The sequence below is a fragment of the Pseudanabaena sp. BC1403 genome (assembly GCF_002914585.1).
In the GTDB taxonomy this organism is placed as follows: Bacteria; Cyanobacteriota; Cyanobacteriia; order Pseudanabaenales; family Pseudanabaenaceae; genus Pseudanabaena.
Genome location: NZ_PDDM01000030.1, coordinates 20,247 through 40,747, shown reverse-complemented (window position 1 = coordinate 40,747; position 20,501 = coordinate 20,247). Strand labels below are relative to the sequence as shown.

Genomic DNA, 20,501 nt, shown 5'->3' with positions numbered 1-20,501 from the left:
AGGGATGTAAGAAGATTCATGGACGTAAAAGCCGCAGTTGCCTTCGCCGCAGGACAACCCCTCAAAATCGAGACAGTCCAACTAGATCCCCCCAGAGCAGGGGAAGTTCTTGTGGAAATCAAAGCTACAGGGGTTTGTCATACCGACGCATTCACCCTCTCAGGAGATGATCCCGAAGGGTTATTTCCCGCTATCCTCGGGCATGAAGGTGCGGGTGTCGTCGTCGAAGTCGGTGCAGGCGTAACATCTCTCAAAGCAGGCGATCGCGTCATTCCTCTCTACACTCCCGAATGTCGCAACTGTTCCTACTGCCTCAGTGGTAAAACCAACCTCTGTCAAGCAATTCGCGTCACCCAAGGTCAAGGCTTAATGCCCGATGGAACCAGCCGCTTCTCCATCAATGGCGAAAAAATTCATCACTATATGGGAACCTCCACCTTTGCGAATTATACCGTTCTTCCTGAAATCGCCTTAGCCAAAATCCGCGATGATGCTCCCTTCGAGAAGGTTTGCTACATCGGCTGTGGCGTAACTACAGGCATCGGTGCAGTGATTAATACCGCCAAAGTTGAATATGGCTCTAACGTCGTTGTCTTTGGCTTAGGTGGCATTGGTCTAAATGTGATCCAAGCCTGTCGTATGGTCGGCGCAAATATGATCGTCGGCGTAGACATTAATCCCAAAAAACGCGCCCTCGCTGAAAAAATGGGAATGACGCATTTTGTGAATCCTTTAGAAGTAGAAGGCGATCTCGTTCCCTACCTCGTTGACTTGACCAAAGGCGGTGCAGACTATACCTTTGAATGCATCGGCAGAACCCAAACCATGCGTCAAGCTCTCGAATGCTGCCACAAAGGCTGGGGTGTGAGCGTAATCGTCGGTGTCGCAGGAGCAGGTCAAGAAATCAGCACTAGACCATTTCAACTAGTCACAGGTCGAGTCTGGAAAGGTACAGCTTTTGGTGGTGCAAAGGGACGGACTGATGTTCCCAAAATTGTCGATTGGTATATGGAAGGCAAAATCGATATCGATAGTTTGATTACAAATGTAATGCCGATTGAGGAAATCAATGAGGCATTCGCGATGATGCATAGAGGCGACGCGATTCGGACAGTGTTGACCTTTTAACTGTAGTGGATAGACATAGCTAAAATGATGTAATAGATTTTAGGTTAAATGCTTGCTGCATGAACATTCTAAGATTTTCTTAATGTACTAAATTAGATATGTCTATCCAGTAGGGTGCGTTAGCCCTAGCGTAACGCACCATCTAACCTTTACTGAAAATAACGATAAACTTCCTTACGATAATATAGATGTGATGATAGGCGATCGCGATAGTTCATATTTTTAGATAGTTTTTGATTTCTCGCTTTTTGTCTTACCGATATATTTTTTTATCGGTTTATAATGCGTGAAATGCGATCGTCCTAAACACCATGACTCAAGAGCCAGAATCAAAATCAAAGCTATCTCTCGAAGAACAGATCACCGATATTGTTTTGAAAACGATCAAGACTGGTGGCATTGCTGGTGGTGGGATTGGCGCGTTTTGGCAGTTGTTTATGGCGAGTGATATTTCCAAGGCGATCGCCTCGATGGTAATTGGTGCAGGCATATCCTATGGCGCGGCTTTGCTGCAACCAATCCATGAAGGCAATAAAAAGCGCTTTAAGGGTTTAGGAGAATCGGCGGATCGGGGAATCGAAAAGCTTAGCGAAAATGTAGCGGCAAACTGGAAAACGCTTGGTTTTACGGAGAAATATCTCCAATGTCAGATGTGGGACTGTCATGAAGACTATGCGGTGGGATTGCGGGAAGATGAGAATTTGCCTGTGAATAATCCTTTGCTGCGTGAGGTGTTTGTGCCTTTGGAGCTATCATCAGATTCCATTGCATCGGGTTATGAATTTCGCGATCGCGATGAAAGTTGCCAGCAGATCCAGATTTGGGAATTGCTGGAAAGGGTAAAGCAGGATAATCGGTTGCGTCAGATTGCGATTAGGGCTTGGGGTGGCTATGGCAAATCAACTTTGTTAAAGCATCTTACTTACATTTACAGCACTGGCGAATATTGCAAGGGTGATTTTCGCAAATATAAGGCTCATAAGTTTGTGCCATTTTTGCTGTATTTAGCAGGATGTTGGAAGGAGATCACCAAAGAGAATCCGCCAGATTTGACTGAACTATTGACCAAGTTTCACATTGGGCGATTATCCAAGATTAAGGAATTAGAAACAGTTCCACCGAATTGGGCGCTAAATTTGCTGCGAAAAGGTGATGCTTTGGTAATGTTTGATGGATTTGATGAAGTACCGCCTGCGGAGAGGGCAAAGGTAAGCGAGTGGTTGAGTGCAGAGATGCAGAAATATCATGAGGCAGTTTTTATTATGACTTCGCGCCCAACGGCTTATCGTGAGGACTATGTGGCTCGAAAACCAACGGCGGGTTTTTGGATTCAGGATTTTAATCAGGAACAGCGTAAACAGTTTGTGGAGCAGTGGTATTTGTGCCAAGAGCGCTATGCGAGAGCTGGGCGGAATACTCCTGATGTGGAGGCAAAGGCTAAGGAAAGAGCAAAGTCTCTATTGGAACAAATTAAGGCACGTCCAGAGTTGAATGATATTGCGGGGAATGTGTTGCTGTTGAATATGATGGCGCGATTTCATCGGGACAATAAGCAGGGATCGGAGTTGCCGCAGCGTAAGGTGGAGCTATATCAAGATATTTGCGAGTTGCAATTGGGGCGGCGAGCGAGTGCTAGAAGTATTATCTTAGTTCTCAATTCGATTAATCAGCGACAGGAAGTATTACAATTTGTGGCGTTACAAATGATGTGTGGTGGCTCAAAGACATATTTTACTGATTTAGCTATATCTTTAGAACACTTTGAAAAGGAGGGATTTAAGCAGATCTCTCAAGCTGATTTGCTGGAGTACATAGCGATCGCGCTGGGAAAAATAGATCCCGATGTATCTGCCCAAGATTTTCTGACGCAATCGGAAAATATCAGTGAGTTGCTAGTAAAAATGGATGGAAATATTTACCAATTTGCCCATCTCAGTTTTCAAGAATTTTTGGCTGCATGTGAACTGGTCAGGTTGAAAGAAGGTGGTGAAAAACTCCTCTTCAAATGCTTAGGAATTAGTGCATGGAAAGATGTTGTCTTGTTTTATGCTGCAATGATTAATCCAACCAAATTAATCCAAGAGGCTCTCAGCCAAAAGCACAACGATCTCGCCTATCTCATTTATAAGCAGTCTGAGAAGCGCTTAAATTTATCAATTGCCGAACAGAAAGCACTAGTAGGAGCGAAGCAATCTGTCACTAATTCGCGCTATCAGAAGTTAGAAGAATACCTCGAAAATCAGCAATGGTATGAGGCAGATCAGGAAACCTATCGCTTGATGATTACGGCAGTGGGCAAGGATAAGGGACGATGGTTTAGCGAGGATGATTTGCGTAATTTCCCATGTGATGAGTTATTGGCGATCAATAATCTATGGGTGGAATATAGCAACGGGCTGTATGGGTTTAGCGTCCAAAAAAAAATTTACGAGGAATGTCTTGGTAAGATAGATTTTAGTTCTCTTAGTTCTGCGACTTGGAACAAATTTTGTGATCGCATTGCATGGAAAAGTGATGGTAACTGGGTGGACTATCCCCAATCATTTTTTGAGGATAATTTCATGAGTGTTGAGGGGCATCTCCCGTTAGGATTCTGGTCTTCTTATAGGAGAATGTGGAGAGATGAGAGCGTGCCGAAGGGAGGGCTTTGGGGGATTGGGAGCGTACTTATTTTCTCTCGTCAAGATTTGTGAAGTGTAAACCAAATAGTTTTCACGCTTCTATTAACTTTTGTAAATCAACAATTTCCTACGACATAATCAGTATTCCAGCGTTTCGTTACCTGTCACCAGCGTCTTCACCATCATCATCGCCATTTTCCGAAAATTTCTGGCAATCCACCTTGCGATTGTAACAATTTGCCATCATTTCTTAGGGGCAGAGCATTACAGCCACAATTTATAAAATTAACCAATTCTCTCCATTCGGTAATGCTCTGCCCAAAACCTCCAACATTCATCGATAATCCCCAAACCGCCCTAAACCTACAACATTCACCAATCATTCCCAAACCACAGAAATAAATTTTCGATAAAAGCGAAGAGGGTAGAGCATTTGCGAATGTAGATTGTCGTGGAGAGTTGAGAGATATCGGCGCAAATGCTCTACCCCTACGTTGGTTTTCCTGTTGTTGGCGTAGGGGCAGAGCATTACAGCCACAATTTATAAAATTAACAATCCCCTCCATTCGGTAATGCTCTGCCCTAAACCTCGCGCATTCACCGATCATCCCCAAACCGCAGTCATAAATTATGGTTAAAAGCACAGAGGGTAGAGCATTTGCATATCGAGATTTCGGTGATAATTTACAAATATCAGCGCAAATGCTCTACCCCTACATTTGCCATCTTTTCGACATTTGATTTATGTCTTACAACCCTGAAATTCATCATCGACAATCTATCCGTTTACAAGGGTATGACTATGCAAAAGAAGGAATCTATTTTGTAACCATCTGTTGCTATCAACGACAGCATTTATTTGGAGAGATAGATAACGGAGAAATGAAAATAAATTTGATTGGTCAAATTGTAGCGGCATTATGGCAAAAAATTCCTCAGCATTTTCCGAACGTAGAGCTTGATGGATTTACTCTGATGCCCGATCATCTACATGGAATTATCATAATTTCTGAATCAAAGGAAAAAGCCTCATTAGCCAACATCATTCAAAATTTCAAATCCATTTCTTCTCGCAAAATCAACCGTATTAACAAAAACTACGGCATATCAATTTGGCAGCGCAACTATTACGAAAGGATTGTAAGGACTGAACAGGAATTAACAAATCTGCGTGAATACATTAAAAATAATCCAGCTAATTGGACAGATTGTAATACCGAATAAATCGAAATAATTTTTTTATCCCCATCATTCCCATCATTCTCGTAGGGGCAGAGCATTCCCGTCACAATTTATAAATTCTCAGATCCATCTAAATCGGGAATGCTCTGCCCTAAACCTCACACATTAACCGACCATCCCCAAATCGCAGGAATAAATTATCTGTAAAAGCAAAGAGGGTAGAGCATTTGCGAATAAAGATTGTAGTGGCGAGTTGCGAGATTGTGGCGGTAATGCTCTACCCCTACATTTGTTTTTTCCGTTTTAAACGTAGGGGCAGAGCCTGACTGCCACAATTTATAAATTCTGCGATCGCCTGAATACGGTAATGCTCTGCCCTTAACCTTCGCAATTCACCCAAAATCTCAACCCGCCCTAAACCTCCAACATTAACCGATCGCTCTCAAACCGCAGGAATAAATTATCGTTTATAGCAAAGAGGGTAGAGCATTTGCGAACGAAGATTGTAATGACGAGTTGCAAGATGGTAGCGCAAATGCTCTACCCCTACAAATTTTTTTCTTTTTTCTTTCTACCTTTTCCTTGCTGTTGTCAACTCTTTCACAAACTAGTTTGTAGTATTATGAAGTGTAAACCTTTGCAAAATCTGACATAGTCTAGAACGATGACATCTGCTCCTAAAGCCAACTCTGAGAAACCTGCGCCAAAAAGCCTCGAACAGTCTGAATACAAAGACACCGTTAACCTACCGCAAACGGACTTTTCGATGCGGGCAAATGCAATTATTAAAGAGCCAGAGATTCAAAAGTTTTGGCAGGAACAAAGCATTTACGAAAACTTAAGCCAGAACAACCAAGGCGATATTTTTACGCTCCACGATGGCCCCCCATACGCTAATGGGACACTGCATATGGGTCATGCTTTGGGCAAATCTTTAAAAGATATAATTAATCGCTACCAACTGTTGCGCGGACGTAAAGCTCGCTATGTATTAGGTTGGGACTGTCATGGCTTACCAATCGAGCTTAAGGTACTACAAAATATCAAGGCAGAAGAACGAGCTAATTTAACCCCTCTGCAATTGCGAAAACGGGCTAAGGAATTTGCCATGCAAACAATTGGCGAACAGGCGGCAATGTTTAAGCGTTTGGGGGTTTGGGGTGATTATGAAAATGCTTACTATACTTTGAAGCCCGAATATGAAGCAGCGCAAATCAGTGTATTTGGGAAGATGGCACTGAAAGGCTATATCTATCGTGGACTGCGACCTGTATATTGGTCTCCGAGCTCGCATACTGCTCTCGCCGAAGCCGAATTGGAATATCCCGAAAATCATATTTCGCGCAGTATCTATGTGGCTTTCCCTATTACCAAATCAAGCGATAAACTGAAGGCGATCGCAAATCTACCAAACCTCCATGCAGTGATTTGGACAACAACACCTTGGACAATTCCCGCCAACTTAGGCATCAGTGCCAATCCATCCCTAGATTACAGCATTGTCTCGGCTGGTGAGAAAAACTACATCGTCGCGACTGAACTAGTAGAGAAACTAGCAGCAACCTTTGAGCAAGCTTTAGAAGTTAAATACACTTTCAAAGGTGATGTTCTTGAAGGTGCGATCGCAAAACATCCGATTGCTGATCGCCCTAGTCCGATTGTCTTAGGCGAACATGTCACCGCCGAGTCAGGTACAGGCTTAGTGCATACAGCGCCCAATCATGGTCATGATGACTTTATCGTGGGTAAAAAATATAATTTGGGAATGATTTCGCTAGTAGACGATCGCGGTGTTTTTAACGCTGATGCTGGCGAAGACTTGGTAGGTTTGAGTGTGCTCAAGGAAGGTAACACCAAGGTTGTGGAAATCTTGACTGCTAATGGAACACTCATTAAAGAAGAAGCCTATAACCATAAATATCCCTACGACTGGCGCACCAAGAAGCCTGTGATCGTCAGAGCCACCGAGCAATGGTTCGCGTCTGTTGATGGTTTCCGTGGAGATGCTTTGCGCTCGATCAAAGAGGTGAAATGGATTCCTGCGATCGGCGAAAATCGGATTACCTCAATGGTACAAGAGCGATCAGATTGGTGTATTTCTCGTCAACGTACTTGGGGCGTGCCGATCCCTGTGTTTTATGATGAAGAAACCAACGAACCATTATTAACAGAAGAAACAGTCGCCCATATTCAATCCCTGATTGGTGAATATGGCTCCGATGTTTGGTGGGAAAGAGAAGTTGAAGAACTGCTTCCTGAAGCCTATCGCAATAATGGACATAAGTATCGTAAAGGCACAGATACAATGGATGTCTGGTTTGACTCTGGCTCCTCTTGGGCAGGTGTGCTAGGTGGTGAGAACCATGACTCTAAACTCGTTCCCTATGCTGTCAATTATCCTGCGGATATGTATCTGGAAGGCTCCGATCAACATCGTGGCTGGTTCCAATCTTCATTGCTGACAAGTGTGGCAACCAACGGCTATGCGCCTTACAAGACTGTTCTAACGCACGGCTTTGCTCTAGATGAAAAGGGACAGAAAATGAGCAAATCCCTCGGCAATATCGTTGATCCCACAGTTGTGATTAATGGTGGTAAGGATCAGAAAAAAGAACCACCCTATGGTGCGGATGTAATTCGTCTTTGGGCGGCGAGTGTGGACTACACTGGCGATGTCCAGATTGGGAAGACGATCTTGGCGCAGATGTCGGATATGTCCCGCAAGATTCGGAATACGGCGAGATTCTTATTAAGTAATCTCTTTGATTTCGACCCTGCGCAGGATACTGTGACCTACGACCAATTGCCAGAAAGCGATCGCTATATCCTGCATCGTCTCGCTGAAGTCACCAAAGATGTCACCGAAGCCTACGATAACTTCCAATTCTCGCGCTTCTTCCAAACCATCCAAAACTTCTGCACCGTAGATTTATCCAACTTCTACTTAGACATCGCCAAAGATCGCTTGTACATTAGTTCACCCAATGCACCACGCCGCCGCAGTTGCCAAACCGTGCTGATGTATTGCCTCGAAGCAATTACCAAAGCGATCGCCCCCGTCCTCTCCCACACCGCTGAAGATATCTGGCAACATCTCCCATATCCCGTACCCCAAAAGTCAGTCTTCCAAGCAGGTTGGTTTACAGCTCATGATGAATGGTACAAGCCCGAACTAGCTGGTAAGTGGGAATATCTCCGCGAAGTCCGTTCTGAAGTAAATAAAGTGTTGGAACTAGCCCGTAACGGCAAAGCGATCGGCGCTCCTCTTGAAGCGAAGGTCTTACTAGTCGTATCCGATGACAGCCAACGCAGCTATTTAGCATCCTGCGGCGATGAGTTGCGCTATCTATTCATCGTCTCGCAAGCAGAGATCGTTGATAGCCTACCCACCGATTTGCAATTCACAGGTCAAGCGACAGGCTTACAAATTGCTGTACTCAATGCCGATGGCGAGAAATGTCCCCGTTGCTGGAACTACTCAACCCATATCGGTGAGTCGGTTGAGCATCCACATATTTGCGATCGCTGTGTCGGTGCATTAGCTGGTACTTTCTAGATTTCCCATCAAAAGAGTGTCTGTGCATTGCACAGACACTCTTTTGATGTTTGACTACCTCTTTGTATAGGCAAAGTCAATCATTCATACACACCTTTAGCTAGATTCACATCTCGAAATACTTTGTTATATTTCTTTACATAAGGAACTCACACAAAGGACAAAGCAATGAGCAGCTATACAGTAAACGAACGCGGTGTACTCAACAATTTCGCAGTCGAACCCAAGATGTACGTTGACGATACTGATAGAGCTGGCTTTACTCCTTACGCCGAACTTCTCAATGGCAGACTTGCTATGATCGGCTTTGTTTCACTTCTCATCATTGAAGCTTCTACTGGTCATGGTCTAATTTGGTGGCTCGGTAACTTCTAAATAAATTTTTCCAATCTCTATGTTTAAGACAAAGTAAAAACGATAACGATTCTTTGACCCTGCCTTTTGGTAGGGTTTTTTATTAGCTATTTTCTATGGTGATCGTCTGAGGGCAAAACCCAAAAGAGGAGAGGTGGCGCGAAGCGCCGCCTCTCCTCTTTTGGGTTTTGCCTATGAGGTTAATAAGGCTTGAATTTTCTGGGCTAAAGCTGAAAGCTTTACAGGCTTAGAAATATATTCGTTGACTCCAGCATCTAGGCACTTTTGGTGATCGCCTGCCATCGCCAAAGCGGTCAGCGCAATAATCGGAATATTAGCCAAGATTGGATCGAGACGAATTTGCTTGGTTGCTTCGAGCCCATCCATGACAGGCATTTGGATATCCATCAAAATTAAATCAGGGCGATCGCATTTAGCACTAGCGATCGCCTCTTGACCATTGCGGGCGACTATAACTCGATAGCCTTTCGCTTCTAGATACGATTCCATAGTCGCAATATTTGCCTCGTTGTCTTCTGCTAGTAAAAGTAGCGGTGATTGATTCGCCTCTTGTTGAGAGGATTGCAGTTTAGGAACAGGCTCAGATGATGGTAATAGTGCAAAATCATCATTTAATGGAAGATCAAACATAAAGCAACTCCCTACCCCAATCGTGCTGCGCACAGCGACTCGACCACCATGCATTTCTACAAGCTGCTTGACGATCGCGAGTCCAAGACCAGTGCCTTCATACTGGCGATTAAGTGCGCCATCTAGTTGGGTAAATGGCTGAAACAATGCGGACATGTTCTCTGGAGCAATGCCGATGCCAGTATCGGTGACGGCAAACCTGAGCCAAGAATTATGATCATCCTGATCAGGAGCGTTATAAATGCTGACTTCCATCGACACTGCTCCACCCTCTGGGGTGAACTTTATCGCATTACTAAGTAGATTGACTAATACTTGCTGAATCCGATGACTGTCTAGGTCTTGGTTAGGTAGATAAGACTGGATGTTAGAAGTAAGTTGGATTTGTCTGAGACTAGCTGATGCTTGCACTAGTTGCTGACTGTCGTTGCAGAGATGCTGGATATTCGTAGAGGAACGATTCAGTTTTAATTTTCCAGCGACGATATTTGCAAAATCGAGCATGTCTTCGATTAGATTTAATAGATGATTTCCATTGCGATCAATGGCTGTTAAGGCTTGGATTTGCTTAGGATTAAGTGCTCCAAATACTTCTTCTTTTAAGCCTTCAGTCATTCCTAATATCGCATTGAGCGGTGTCCTGAGTTCATGACTCATGGTCGAGAGAAATTCATCTTTTAGGCGGCTAGCTCTTATTAGTTCTTGATTAGAGACTGCGAGTTGCTCGTTGATAGTTAGTAGTTGAGCTTCAGACTGTTTGCGATCGCTAATGTCTCGGAAAAACCAAACCCTCCCATAACTATCATTTGACCAATAAATAGGTGCAGAATAACGTTCAAAAAATCGCCCGTCGAGCAGGCTAATCTCATCACGACTGATTTCCTTGGGATGGTCGTATAGATAGTCAACTTTCTCTAAAAACTCAGTTGGATGTGTGAGTTGATTTAAGATAGAGTTGATAAGTTCGCGATCGTCTCCCTTTGCCATTAACTCTGGAGAGGTTTTCCATAGACTTAACAGTTTCTGATTGTAGGTGACAACCTTACGATGTTCATCAATCACCAAAACCCCATCAAAGGAAGCTTCTTGCTCCGCTACAAGCAAGGCATTGCTCCGCTGTAAGTTTATAACCGATTCAGCAAGCTGCTCATTTGCTTCTTTTAATTGGGATTCAGCATGTTTGCGATCGCTAATATCCCGCACAATCACTAAAGCTTCTTCAGAGTTAATGTCGATAATCCGAACTTCCTCATATATCATGCGATCGCCAATGGCAAATTGATGCTCATAAACTTGTAACTCTTTATTGGAGATAGCTAAGGTGATCGCATCTAGTTGCTTTTGCAGCAAATCTGGAGGTAATATCTCTGCAAGATTTAGACCAATGTGCTCAAATCTCTCAGGTTCTACCAATGGAGGGATATATTCTACACAGGTTCCATCTTTGTTTACTTTTAGCAATAGATCGGGGATGGCTTCAATAATGGCACGATTTTGGGCTTCACTGACTCGTAGTTTAGCTGTTCGCTCGGCAACCTTTGCTTCCAGAGAGTAGTTCAGATCTTTTAAGGCGAGTTCAGCAATCTTGCGATCGGTCACATTCCGAACCATAACCAATACTTCCTGATTGTTGAGAGCGACAATGCGAACTTCTTCATATTGAGTTTCATTATCAATCTCTAAGATTTGTTCGTAAATCTGCAATTCGCCAGTATCAATCGCCTGACGTGCATAGCGAAGTCGTTCCTCTGCTAATGCTTTGGGCAACATATCATAGAGGTTCGGTTGGGTTACAGCAATTGTGGGAAATTTTATTTTTATGCCACTTCCCGCTAACATCGCATAATAATTCCCAAGGCAATCCATACGCACCAAGAGATCAGGAATTGCCGCGAGAAAAGCGCGGTTGGTTTCTTCACTTTGTTTGAGAGCAATTTCGGCTTGTTTACTCTCAGTAATATCTCGCACCATAAATAGAACTTCATCTTTGCCACTTTTAATGACACGGACTTCTTCATAATGAAGTTTTTCGCCTATTTGGATCTCTTGCTCATAAACTTGCAATTTACCAGTTTCCAAGGCTTTTTCTAACGAAGATTGCTGACGCTGAGCAAGATCCGTAGGGAGGAAGTCATGCATCCATTTGCCAACTGGATCAAAGTCTTGAGGCACTACATCAATATCACGGTTGGGGGTCATAAATTTGCGATAGACCCCATCTGCGCCAACACAAAACATCATGTCAGGGATGGCAGCTAATAAGGCGCGATTCTGAGCATCATTATTCTCCAAGGGATGTTCAACAACTGCTTTCTGATTGCTTAACTCCATGAGTTGAGACTCTAACTGCAACACAGACTGCGCCAACATCTCGGCTAGAGATTCTTGAGCTAACAACCCGACGATGCGATCGCCTTCTAAAACTGGTAGATGATGAATACTATGTTCTTTGAATAGAGACAAGGCAGTTTTGATATCAGTAAGCTCTGATTCTTGGATGCTGATCACAGGATGGCTCATTACTTGCTGAATCGGCAACTGCTCGAAAGGTTTGCCCTTGGAGCTGATCCGAATAATATCGCGTTGGGTGAGAATACCGAGCAAGTCTATATCTTCAGCTTCGACTCCTTTTTCCTCGACCACTAATACACATCTCGAATCAGTTTTGCCCATAGCGGCGATCGCCTCTATCACATTCATATCTGGCGCAACTATCAATGGATTGCGGATGATAGCAGATTGTATGTCTTGGACTAAGGAAGGCATCACGAGTAACTCGACTATGAGGTTAAAAAGGATTGAATTATCTGGGATAGATCTTTTAGCTTTATCGGCTTAGAAATATATTCATTGGCTCCAGCATCTAAGCACTTTTGGCGATCGCCATCCATCGCCAGAGCCGTCAAGGCAATAATCGGAATATTTACCAAGTTAGGATCGAGGCGAATTTGCTTAGTTGTCTCGATCCCATCCATGATGGGTATTTGAATATCCATCAGAATTAAATCAGGTTGATAAGTCTTCGTAAGATCGATCGCCTCCTGCCCATTCATTGCTAAGAGAATACGATATCCTTTGGCTTCAAGATAATCGTTCAATGTACTAATATTAGCTTCGTTGTCTTCTGCTATCAATATTAAAGGGGATAATTTAACTGTGGCGGATACTGGAGAAGGTGGGGCTGGAGTTGCATCGATAGAAACATTTGCGATCGCTTCTTGTAAACTGGTTACACATGGTAAATCAATCGTAAAACAACTGCCAATGCCCAGATCGCTTGTCAAGCCGACAGTTCCCCCGTGCAATTCCACCATGCGTTTGACAAGCGATAGCCCCAAACCTGTACCTGCATATTGACGATTTAAAGCGCCATCAATCTGGATAAAGGGTTGAAATAGTTTTGGGATGTTTTCTGGGGCAATGCCGATTCCTGTGTCAATTACAGCAATGCGAATCCATGAACCAGTCTGCATTTGCTGTAATTCTAGATGTTTAACCTCTAAGGTGATGCTTCCTCCTTTGGGCGTAAATTTTACGGCATTGCTGAGCAAGTTAAGCAGCACTTGGCGGATGCGTCGCTCATCTACTTGTAGGTCTGGCAAGTTTGGAGAAATCTTGACCTCTAGTTTTATGCTTTTATTGAAGGCTTGGTTCTGGATAAATGTGATGCTGGATTGACATAGTAATGCCACATTTGTGGTGTTGCAGTCTAGTTGGAGCTGTCCTGATTCGATTTTGGCTAAATCTAGAATATCGTTGATCAACGCTAATAGATGCATACCACTAGTTTCAACGGTTTTTAAGGCTTTTAGCTGTCTCTCATTAACGTCCCCTAAGATTTGTTCTTGGAGTGCTTCGGTCATGCCGAGAATGGCGTTGAGAGGAGTACGGAGTTCATGACTCATGTTTGCCAAAAATTCATCTTTGAGTCTGGTGGCGCGGAGCAGTTCTGCGTTGGTTAGTTCTAGTTTCTGTTCATATTCTTTGCGAGTTTGGATATCGCGCATGATGAAGGAGAAAAATTCTATTTCGCCTTGAGGAGACTTGTGCACGAGAATAAGCTGAGAAACGGGAATTTCTTGTCCATCGACATTCAGCAATGCTGTTTCGCCCATCCAACTTCCAAGGGCGATCGCATGGGGCAATCCCTCTTGCAAAACTATATCGGCTGCCCATTGGGGATGGCAGTCAGCAATTTGATATTGCTTTGTATCATGATTGGGATCGATCCCGCATAGTCGTTTTAATTCTGTATTCTTCCAGAAGATCATTCCGTTGGCATCTGCCATGCTGATGTAGTCAGTCGAAGCTTCTAGAATAGAGGTCAGACGAGTTTGTTCTTGCTCTAGTCGTTTGCGATCGCTTATGTCGCGGAAAAACCAAGCTCGACCATAACGATCATTAGACCAATAAATTGGGGCAGAGTAAAGATCAAAGATTTTGTCATCTTTGCGGCTGATCTCTGAATGGCTGATCTCCTTAGGATGATCATGTAGATACTCGACCTGATGCAAAAATTCATCTGGATGAGTGAGGCGCTCTAAAACAACGTCGAAAAGTTGGAGATCGTTTGCTGAGAGTACTAGTGATTGAGGAATATCCCACTGATTTAAAAAACGCTGATTGTAGGTGATCACTCGGCGATGCTCATCAATCACCAGAATTCCGTCAAAGGAGGCTTCTTGGAGAACGGTTAATAGAGCGTTACTGCGTTGGATATTGGCGATGGATTGAGCTAGTTTAGTATGGGATTGGATTAATTGCTTGGTTTTTGCTTGTAGTCTTTCTTCCGCCTGCTTGCGATCGCTAATATCGGTTAAAGTCCCTTGACTGCCAATCACAACTCCATCAGGATTTAAAATCGTTGTACTATTGGCGCGTACCCAGACATAATGACCATCTCGGTGTCGATGGCGGAACTCAGGATGCCAAGATTTTTTGCCAGATACCACATTCTCCATAAACTCAAGAGTTTTTACTCGTAGTAGATCATCTGGATGCACAAGGTCGTTATATGACTTGCCAATCCATTCACTAGGCTCCCAGCCAAAAAGCGCATTGAATTGTGGTGAGAGGTAAGTAAATAAACCATTTTGATCGCTTGACCAAATCAGGTCGATGCCTCCTTCTACCAAACAGCGAAATTGAGCTTCACTCTTAATTAATTTGGCTTCAATTAGTTTATGGGCGCTGATATCGGTGTCGGAACCAATAACGCGAATGGGTTGTCCCAACTCATTTCTTAAGGCTTGTCCACGCTCAAGCACCCATATGTAGGAGCCATCTTTGCAGAGTGTTCTATATTCCATCTCCACGAATTCTGTTTTGCCAGCTAAGTGATCATTGGCAGATGCTATAACGCGATCGTAATCATCAGGATGGATGCGGCTTGAGCATTCTTCCAAACTATCGCTAATTTCATCGTCATCAAAACCACGCATCTGTTTCCAGCGACTAGAGTAGAAAACCTTGTTTGTCGCCATATCGAAATCCCAAATCCCATCATTTGCCCCTTTGAGTGCTAGTTGCCAACGCTCTTCACTTGCTTTTAGAGAGGTGGTACGTTCTTCTACTCTCCGTTCTAATTCTTGATTTAGCTGCTTCAGCGCAAGGGTCGTCTGTTCTCGTTCTAACTCAGCCGCAACACGCGCCGCAAAGATCTGGATAATTGGCTGTAACCTAGCTATTTCTCGCATGGGCACGACATCCATGATACTGATTAGCCCAATGGTTTGCTTACTAGAATTAGTTAGAGCGACTCCCAGAAAACTATCGGCATTCAAAATAATCAGATTAGAATTATTAGGAAAGGTTTTTTGCAAATCGGTTGATTGAGCATAGATTCCGTCTGCTAAGACTATTTCACAGGGAGTATTTTTTATGTCATAACTCAAATTTGGTTGAAGCAGATTTCTTGACCAAAAGGCACGGGTTTGTAATTGTCCATCCTTTACTTCCGTGATCATGGCATGGGCACAGCCTAGATTTGTGGCGAGATGTTTAACAAAGGCTGTGAAAAAATCTTCTCCTGTGACAGAAGCTGTTGCCTCCACAAGAGTTAGGAGTAGATTGTCGGTTTGTCCACGATCGCTTAATGGTAAAGACTGCTGATCTGGTGCAACTGGAGAACTGTGCGAGATCGCCGATACATTATCTTTTGAGTCAGGAGTAGATTCCATAAGGCTTAAACCTGTCTATGAATTCATAAAGGATTGAATCGTCTGGGATAAATCTTTTAACTTGATTGGCTTAGTAATATATTCATTAGCACCAGCAGCTATGCATTTTTCGCGATCGCCAGCCATTGCCAAAGCGGTCAGAGCAATAATTGGTGTATCAACAAATTGAGGATCGAGACGAATCTGTTTGATAGCTTCTAACCCGTCCATAACGGGCATTTGGATATCCATTAAAATCAGATCTGGTTGAGCGCTCTTGGCAATGGCGATCGCCTCTTGTCCATCCCTTGCGATGATAAGGCGATAGGCTTTGGCTTCAAGATAGCTAGTTACTGTAATGATATTAGCTTCATTATCTTCTGCTAACAAAATTAGTGGTGCTGTAGATGCTGATATCTGTTTCAGTTCTGGATGCGACTCAAGATTAGATGAAAACTGAGGTTCTTGTGGCGGCGGAGATTCGAGGTGGTTGATTGGCAACTCTATGGTGAAGCAACTGCCAATACCTATTTCACTGGATATTCCGACAGTGCCACCATGAAGCTCGATGATTTGTTTTGCTAATGCTAGTCCTAAGCCTGTCCCTTCATATTTTCGATTTAAAGCGCTATCAATTTGGACAAAGGGTTTGAATAGTCTCTGAATATTTTCTGGCGAGATGCCGATGCCCGTATCGGTTATCGATATTTGCAGATAGTCTTGTGTGTGATCTTGGGTTTGCTCAGAGACATGAGAAAGCTTGGTGGCTTTTAGTTTAATGCGACCTCCATTTGCGGTGAATTTGACAGCATTACTGAGGATATTAATTAACACCTGTTTGATCCGCCGCTCATCTAACTGTATTTCAGGGAGATTTGGTTGCAGATGCATATCTAGCTGAATCTGTTTCTTCATTGCTTGTTGTTTAATAAAGTTCAGGCTGGATTCGCAGAGATAACTGATTGATGTCGATGAATAATTTAGTTCAACTTGTCCTGCTTCAATTTTTGCGAGATTAAGAATGTCATTGATTAATTCAAGTAAGTGGTTGCCACTGGTTTCTACAGTTTGTAAGGCTTTGAGTTGACGATCATTGATGCTGCCATAGACTTGCTCTTGCAATCCCTCAGTCATGCCGAGAATGGCGTTGAGGGGCGTACGAAGTTCATGACTCATATTAGCCAAAAATTCGTCCTTGAGTCTGGTCGCACGGAGAAGTTCTTGGTTCGTATGTTGTAGTTCCTCCTCTGCTTGCTTCCGCTTCGTAATATCTTGATAGGTTCCTAAAATGCCAATCACCTCCCCCTTTAAATCATAGAGCGGTAGTTTATTTGTCTCTACCCAAATCCGATCGCCATTTGCTTGCAATTGGGTCTCGATGATACCGAGCTTCGATTCATCGTTGTCCATGACTTGGCGGTCATATTGACGAAATGAATTAGCTTCGGTCTGAGCCCAAGGCATTTCATAGTCAGTCTTGCCAATGATATCTGCGACTGAGGCAAGTCCTGCATCTTTTAAGAAATTGCGATTACAACCAAGATAGACCGAGTTACGATCTTTCCAAAATACTGACAGAGGGAATGTGTCAAGGACTGTTTGTAAGAATTTCTGAGATGTCAAAATAGCATTTTCGGCTTGTTTGCGATCGCTAATATCAAAATCAATACCAATCAAACTCTGGGGATTGCCTTTAGCATCTCGAACCAAAGTTCCATAGGCTTTTATAAAGTGGATACTGTGATCACGATGCAAAATCCGAAACTCAGAGTCCAGTTCTATTTCTCCTAAGAGAGCTCGCTTTCCCATTTCCATCGTAGCTTTGAGGTCATCAGGATGGATCATCTTTGCCCAAGATTCATAGTCGAGATGAAAATCAGCACCTTGTTCAACTCCATACAGTTTATACATTTGCTCATCCCAAAACATTTGTTGCTCTGCAATATTCCATTCCCAAGATCCGATCGCTCCAGATTTCAGCGACAAAGTGAGGCGTTCTGATAGTTTTTGAAGTTCCAAAGTGCGTTTTTGCACCTTTGATTCTAGTTGTTGATTGAGTTGAACTAGCATGGTGTTAGTCCGTTGACGTTCCAACTCAGCGGTAGCACGGGCGGCGAACACCTGTAGGATTTGTTCCGCTCGTTGTGGATTGTGAATTGACTGTTTGTCTAGAGTACAAAGATTACCGATCGCCTGACCATTACTATCTTTTAGGGAAATACCAAGATAGCTGGATGCCTCCATCTCAGCTAGAGCTATATGTTGAGGAAACATCTGCTGAACAAAGCTATCACAATAAAATGTTCCCTGCTGTAATGCCTTTTCGCAGGGAGTTTTTTCAATATTAAAAGAAAAAGCTGGTTGAAGTTCTCCATTTGCCCAAAAAGCTAGGGAGTGTAACTCATCATCAACCAGTTCAGTAACTAGAGCGTGGGAAACATTAAGAGCCTTGGCAATATGAGTTACTAGCGCGGGGAAGAAGTCTTGTCCAGTGGTAGCGGCTGTGCCTGCAATTAGATTTTGTAGAGCCAGTTCAGATTGCTTACGATCACTAATGTCCCGAATCATAAACAGAACTTCATCTTCGCCACTCTTGATCACTCTCACTTCTTCATCTTGAAAGATATCTCCTATTTGAATATTTTGCTCGTAGATTTGCAACTTACCAGTTGCGATCGCTCTACGCAAATAATGAAATTGGCGATCGGCAAGCTCTGCGGGTAAAATCTCGACCATTGACTGCCCAACAAGATTGAAGTCTAGTGGAAATAGGGCAAAATCTTGATGCTGCGTAATAATTTCGCGATAAACGCCATCAGTCCCTACTCGAAACATCAAATCAGGAATTGCTGATAATATGGCTCGGCTCTGGGCTTCGCTCTTTGCTAAAGCCTGTTCTGCTTGTTTGCGATCGCTAATGTCCCGAATTATAAACAGAGCTTCATCTTCGCCAATCTTGACAACTCTAACTTCGTCATATTGAAGGCGATCTCCAATTGGAAAAATTTGCTCGTATACTTGCACCTCTCCTGTTTCTAGACTTTTTTGCAGGTGATGCATATGTCGCTCAAAAACATCTGGTGGCAACATTTCAGAAAGTGATCGACCAGTGAGATCGTTACCTTGGGGAATAACTGCAAAATCGCGATATGCAATATAAAACTCGCGATAAATTCCGTCACTTCCTATCCGAAACATCAAATCAGGAATGGCTGATAATATGGCACGACTCTGGGCTTCGCTCTTTGCTAAAGCAAGTTCGGCTTGTTTGCGATCACTAATATTTCGCACCAATCCTAAAACCTGGGTTTCGCTATATGGCACAATACGGACTTCTTCGATTTGGGGTATGCCGTCAATCTCAAGCTCTTGTTCGTAAACTTGGATAGAACCAGTTTGAATAACTTGTTGAACAGATTTCATGCGTTGTTGTGACGCTTGAGGCGGCAAAATATCTAATACATTGGTTCCCACCATCTTTGAGAGATCACCCAAAACATTGAAATTTGGAGAAGCAAGAAATTCCAGATAAACACCTTCTTGGTTCATCCGAAAAATTATGTCAGGCATCGCACTAATTAAGGCTCTAGAATGAGATTCACTTTTTTGTAAGGCTTCTTCCGAGCGCTTGCGATCGCTAATGTCTGTGATTGTCCCCACATAGCCGATGATTTGCCCACTGTTATCTTTCTCGGCGACAGCGTTTCCCAGCACCCAAACTACGGAACCGTCAGGTCTTAGAATTCGATACTCTAATTGAAATGGTATATTTTCGCGTCTTGTGCGAATTTGCTCAGCGATAACATACTCGCGATCGTCGGGGTGCAATGCTTGCTGCCAAGATTTTCCAATGGTTGCTTCTGGTGACAAGCCAAGCATCTCGCAGCAACGTTGGTTGATATATATACTGTTTCCCTCAGTATCAACGCGAAATATTCCGACAGGAGCTGCAGCATTTAAGTTGATATAGCGCTGCTCACTTTCACGCAGTTGTGCTTCGGCTTGCTCGCGCTCGGTTAATTGATTGCGCAATTGTTGGTTGATTGTCGCTTGTTCACGAGCGAGCGCACGGCTAGCAAAGATCGTAAATAGGACAGAGATCGCTGCTGACAAGAATACACTTCCAGCAACTATGCTATTGCGAATTGTCTTAGAGTAGGCTAGTTCTGACTCAGCTTTTGCTGTTTGTACATCAGCAAGTTGGGTAAATGGTAATAGGCGATCGGGAAACTCAATAAACTTGACAAAATCCTTGCTTTTGACAAATTTAACTAACCGTAATTCTGCTGCGGTTAAGTTTTTGGGAGATTCTGTGAGTGTGGTTAATTGGGCGATCTCTAGGTTTGCTTCTTGCTGAAATTTTTTCACAACCATTGCATATTCAGCTAGCAATGGTTGTAGCCCCTCGATGCTTGATGTCTTCCCAGAAGAGTTATATGCCTCTAGTGCGGTTAAAATTTTCTGAATGCGATCAAGTAATTTGCCACTCTCGATCTTAAAGCCATCTGGATCCGCTAAGTAAGGTGATAGTTGTTTGGTAGGACGATTATATAAAATATCGACTTGGAGAGTGTTTAAAAACTTGCGATCTTCAGCAGCCCCCTGCATCTTCTGAGTTGCATTTTGGTGATAATTATTGCCTACTAGCAAGCCAACGGAAGATCCCAAGAAAGTAATGCCTAGGGCGATCGCATATCCATAAACTATCTTGTTAGTTTTAAACATTTGTCCCTAAAGCTTAAGTCAAAAGTTGGTGACTAGTATTTGCTATCTACTTAAGTTTAACTGATTTCATCAAATAATCATTGACTAACGCTACCAAATATTTTGGTGCGATCGCCAGTTGCCAAA

Annotated in this window: 9 protein-coding genes; 5 read left to right on the top strand and 4 right to left on the bottom strand. The window is 43.3% G+C overall.

Annotation, left to right across the window (positions count from 1 at the left end; genetic code table 11):
- The first annotated feature begins 18 nt into the window (after positions 1 to 18).
- The gene (locus tag CQ839_RS20915; protein ID WP_103670237.1) at positions 19 to 1,128 is read left to right on the top strand and encodes an S-(hydroxymethyl)glutathione dehydrogenase/class III alcohol dehydrogenase; all 1,110 of its coding nucleotides are present in this window, start codon (positions 19 to 21) and stop codon (positions 1,126 to 1,128) included.
- Positions 1,129 to 1,439: 311 nt separating this feature from the next.
- Positions 1,440 to 3,821 carry an NACHT domain-containing NTPase gene (locus CQ839_RS20910; RefSeq protein ID WP_103670236.1) on the top strand — a complete coding sequence of 794 codons (2,382 nt, stop codon included), beginning with the start codon at positions 1,440 to 1,442 and terminating at the stop codon, positions 3,819 to 3,821.
- Positions 3,822 to 3,934: 113 nt separating this feature from the next.
- Here CQ839_RS20910 and CQ839_RS20905 read toward each other — a convergent pair whose 3' ends face one another.
- Positions 3,935 to 4,393 (bottom strand): hypothetical protein, encoded by a 459-nt coding sequence (locus CQ839_RS20905; RefSeq protein ID WP_146048782.1) that lies wholly within the window; start codon positions 4,391 to 4,393, stop codon positions 3,935 to 3,937.
- 100 nt (positions 4,394 to 4,493) lie between these two features.
- On the opposite strand from CQ839_RS20905, the gene CQ839_RS20900 reads away from it, so the two are divergent.
- From CQ839_RS20900 to CQ839_RS20890, 3 genes are all read left to right on the top strand, one after another.
- Positions 4,494 to 4,973: a transposase gene (locus CQ839_RS20900; RefSeq protein ID WP_103670234.1), complete on the top strand. Its 480-nt coding sequence runs from the start codon at positions 4,494 to 4,496 to the stop codon at positions 4,971 to 4,973.
- Between the two features lie 622 nt (positions 4,974 to 5,595).
- The gene (ileS, locus tag CQ839_RS20895; RefSeq protein WP_103670233.1) at positions 5,596 to 8,487 is read left to right on the top strand and encodes an isoleucine--tRNA ligase; all 2,892 of its coding nucleotides are present in this window, start codon (positions 5,596 to 5,598) and stop codon (positions 8,485 to 8,487) included.
- Between the two features lie 168 nt (positions 8,488 to 8,655).
- The gene (locus CQ839_RS20890; protein WP_103670232.1) at positions 8,656 to 8,862 is read left to right on the top strand and encodes a chlorophyll a/b-binding protein; all 207 of its coding nucleotides are present in this window, start codon (positions 8,656 to 8,658) and stop codon (positions 8,860 to 8,862) included.
- Between the two features lie 171 nt (positions 8,863 to 9,033).
- Here the strand turns inward: CQ839_RS20890 and CQ839_RS20885 are convergent, their stop codons facing one another.
- From CQ839_RS20885 to CQ839_RS20875, 3 genes are read right to left on the bottom strand one after another with little or no spacing between them, the layout of a single operon-like run.
- Complete coding sequence (locus CQ839_RS20885; RefSeq protein WP_103670231.1) at positions 9,034 to 12,258, bottom strand: ATP-binding protein; 3,225 nt, start codon at positions 12,256 to 12,258, stop codon at positions 9,034 to 9,036.
- Positions 12,259 to 12,272: 14 nt separating this feature from the next.
- Positions 12,273 to 15,671, bottom strand: coding sequence for a PAS domain-containing sensor histidine kinase (locus CQ839_RS20880; protein ID WP_103670230.1), 3,399 nt, complete (start codon positions 15,669 to 15,671; stop codon positions 12,273 to 12,275).
- A gap of 15 nt (positions 15,672 to 15,686) precedes the next feature.
- On the bottom strand, positions 15,687 to 20,375 hold the full coding sequence (locus tag CQ839_RS20875) for a PAS domain S-box protein (RefSeq protein ID WP_103670229.1): 4,689 nt from the start codon (positions 20,373 to 20,375) through the stop codon (positions 15,687 to 15,689).
- Between the last annotated feature and the right edge of the window lie 126 nt (positions 20,376 to 20,501).

Bases quoted from the DNA above. Each gene is read 5' to 3' on its own strand.
- CQ839_RS20880 (WP_103670230.1), bottom strand. From the start codon at position 15,671: ATGGAATCTACTCCTGACTCAAAAGATAATGTATCGGCGATCTCGCAC.
- ileS (WP_103670233.1), top strand. From the start codon at position 5,596: ATGACATCTGCTCCTAAAGCCAACTCTGAGAAACCTGCGCCAAAAAGC.
- CQ839_RS20885 (WP_103670231.1), bottom strand. From the start codon at position 12,258: ATGCCTTCCTTAGTCCAAGACATACAATCTGCTATCATCCGCAATCCA.
- CQ839_RS20910 (WP_103670236.1), top strand. From the start codon at position 1,440: ATGACTCAAGAGCCAGAATCAAAATCAAAGCTATCTCTCGAAGAACAG.
- CQ839_RS20915 (WP_103670237.1), top strand. From the start codon at position 19: ATGGACGTAAAAGCCGCAGTTGCCTTCGCCGCAGGACAACCCCTCAAA.
- CQ839_RS20900 (WP_103670234.1), top strand. From the start codon at position 4,494: ATGTCTTACAACCCTGAAATTCATCATCGACAATCTATCCGTTTACAA.
- CQ839_RS20890 (WP_103670232.1), top strand. From the start codon at position 8,656: ATGAGCAGCTATACAGTAAACGAACGCGGTGTACTCAACAATTTCGCA.
- CQ839_RS20875 (WP_103670229.1), bottom strand. From the start codon at position 20,375: ATGTTTAAAACTAACAAGATAGTTTATGGATATGCGATCGCCCTAGGC.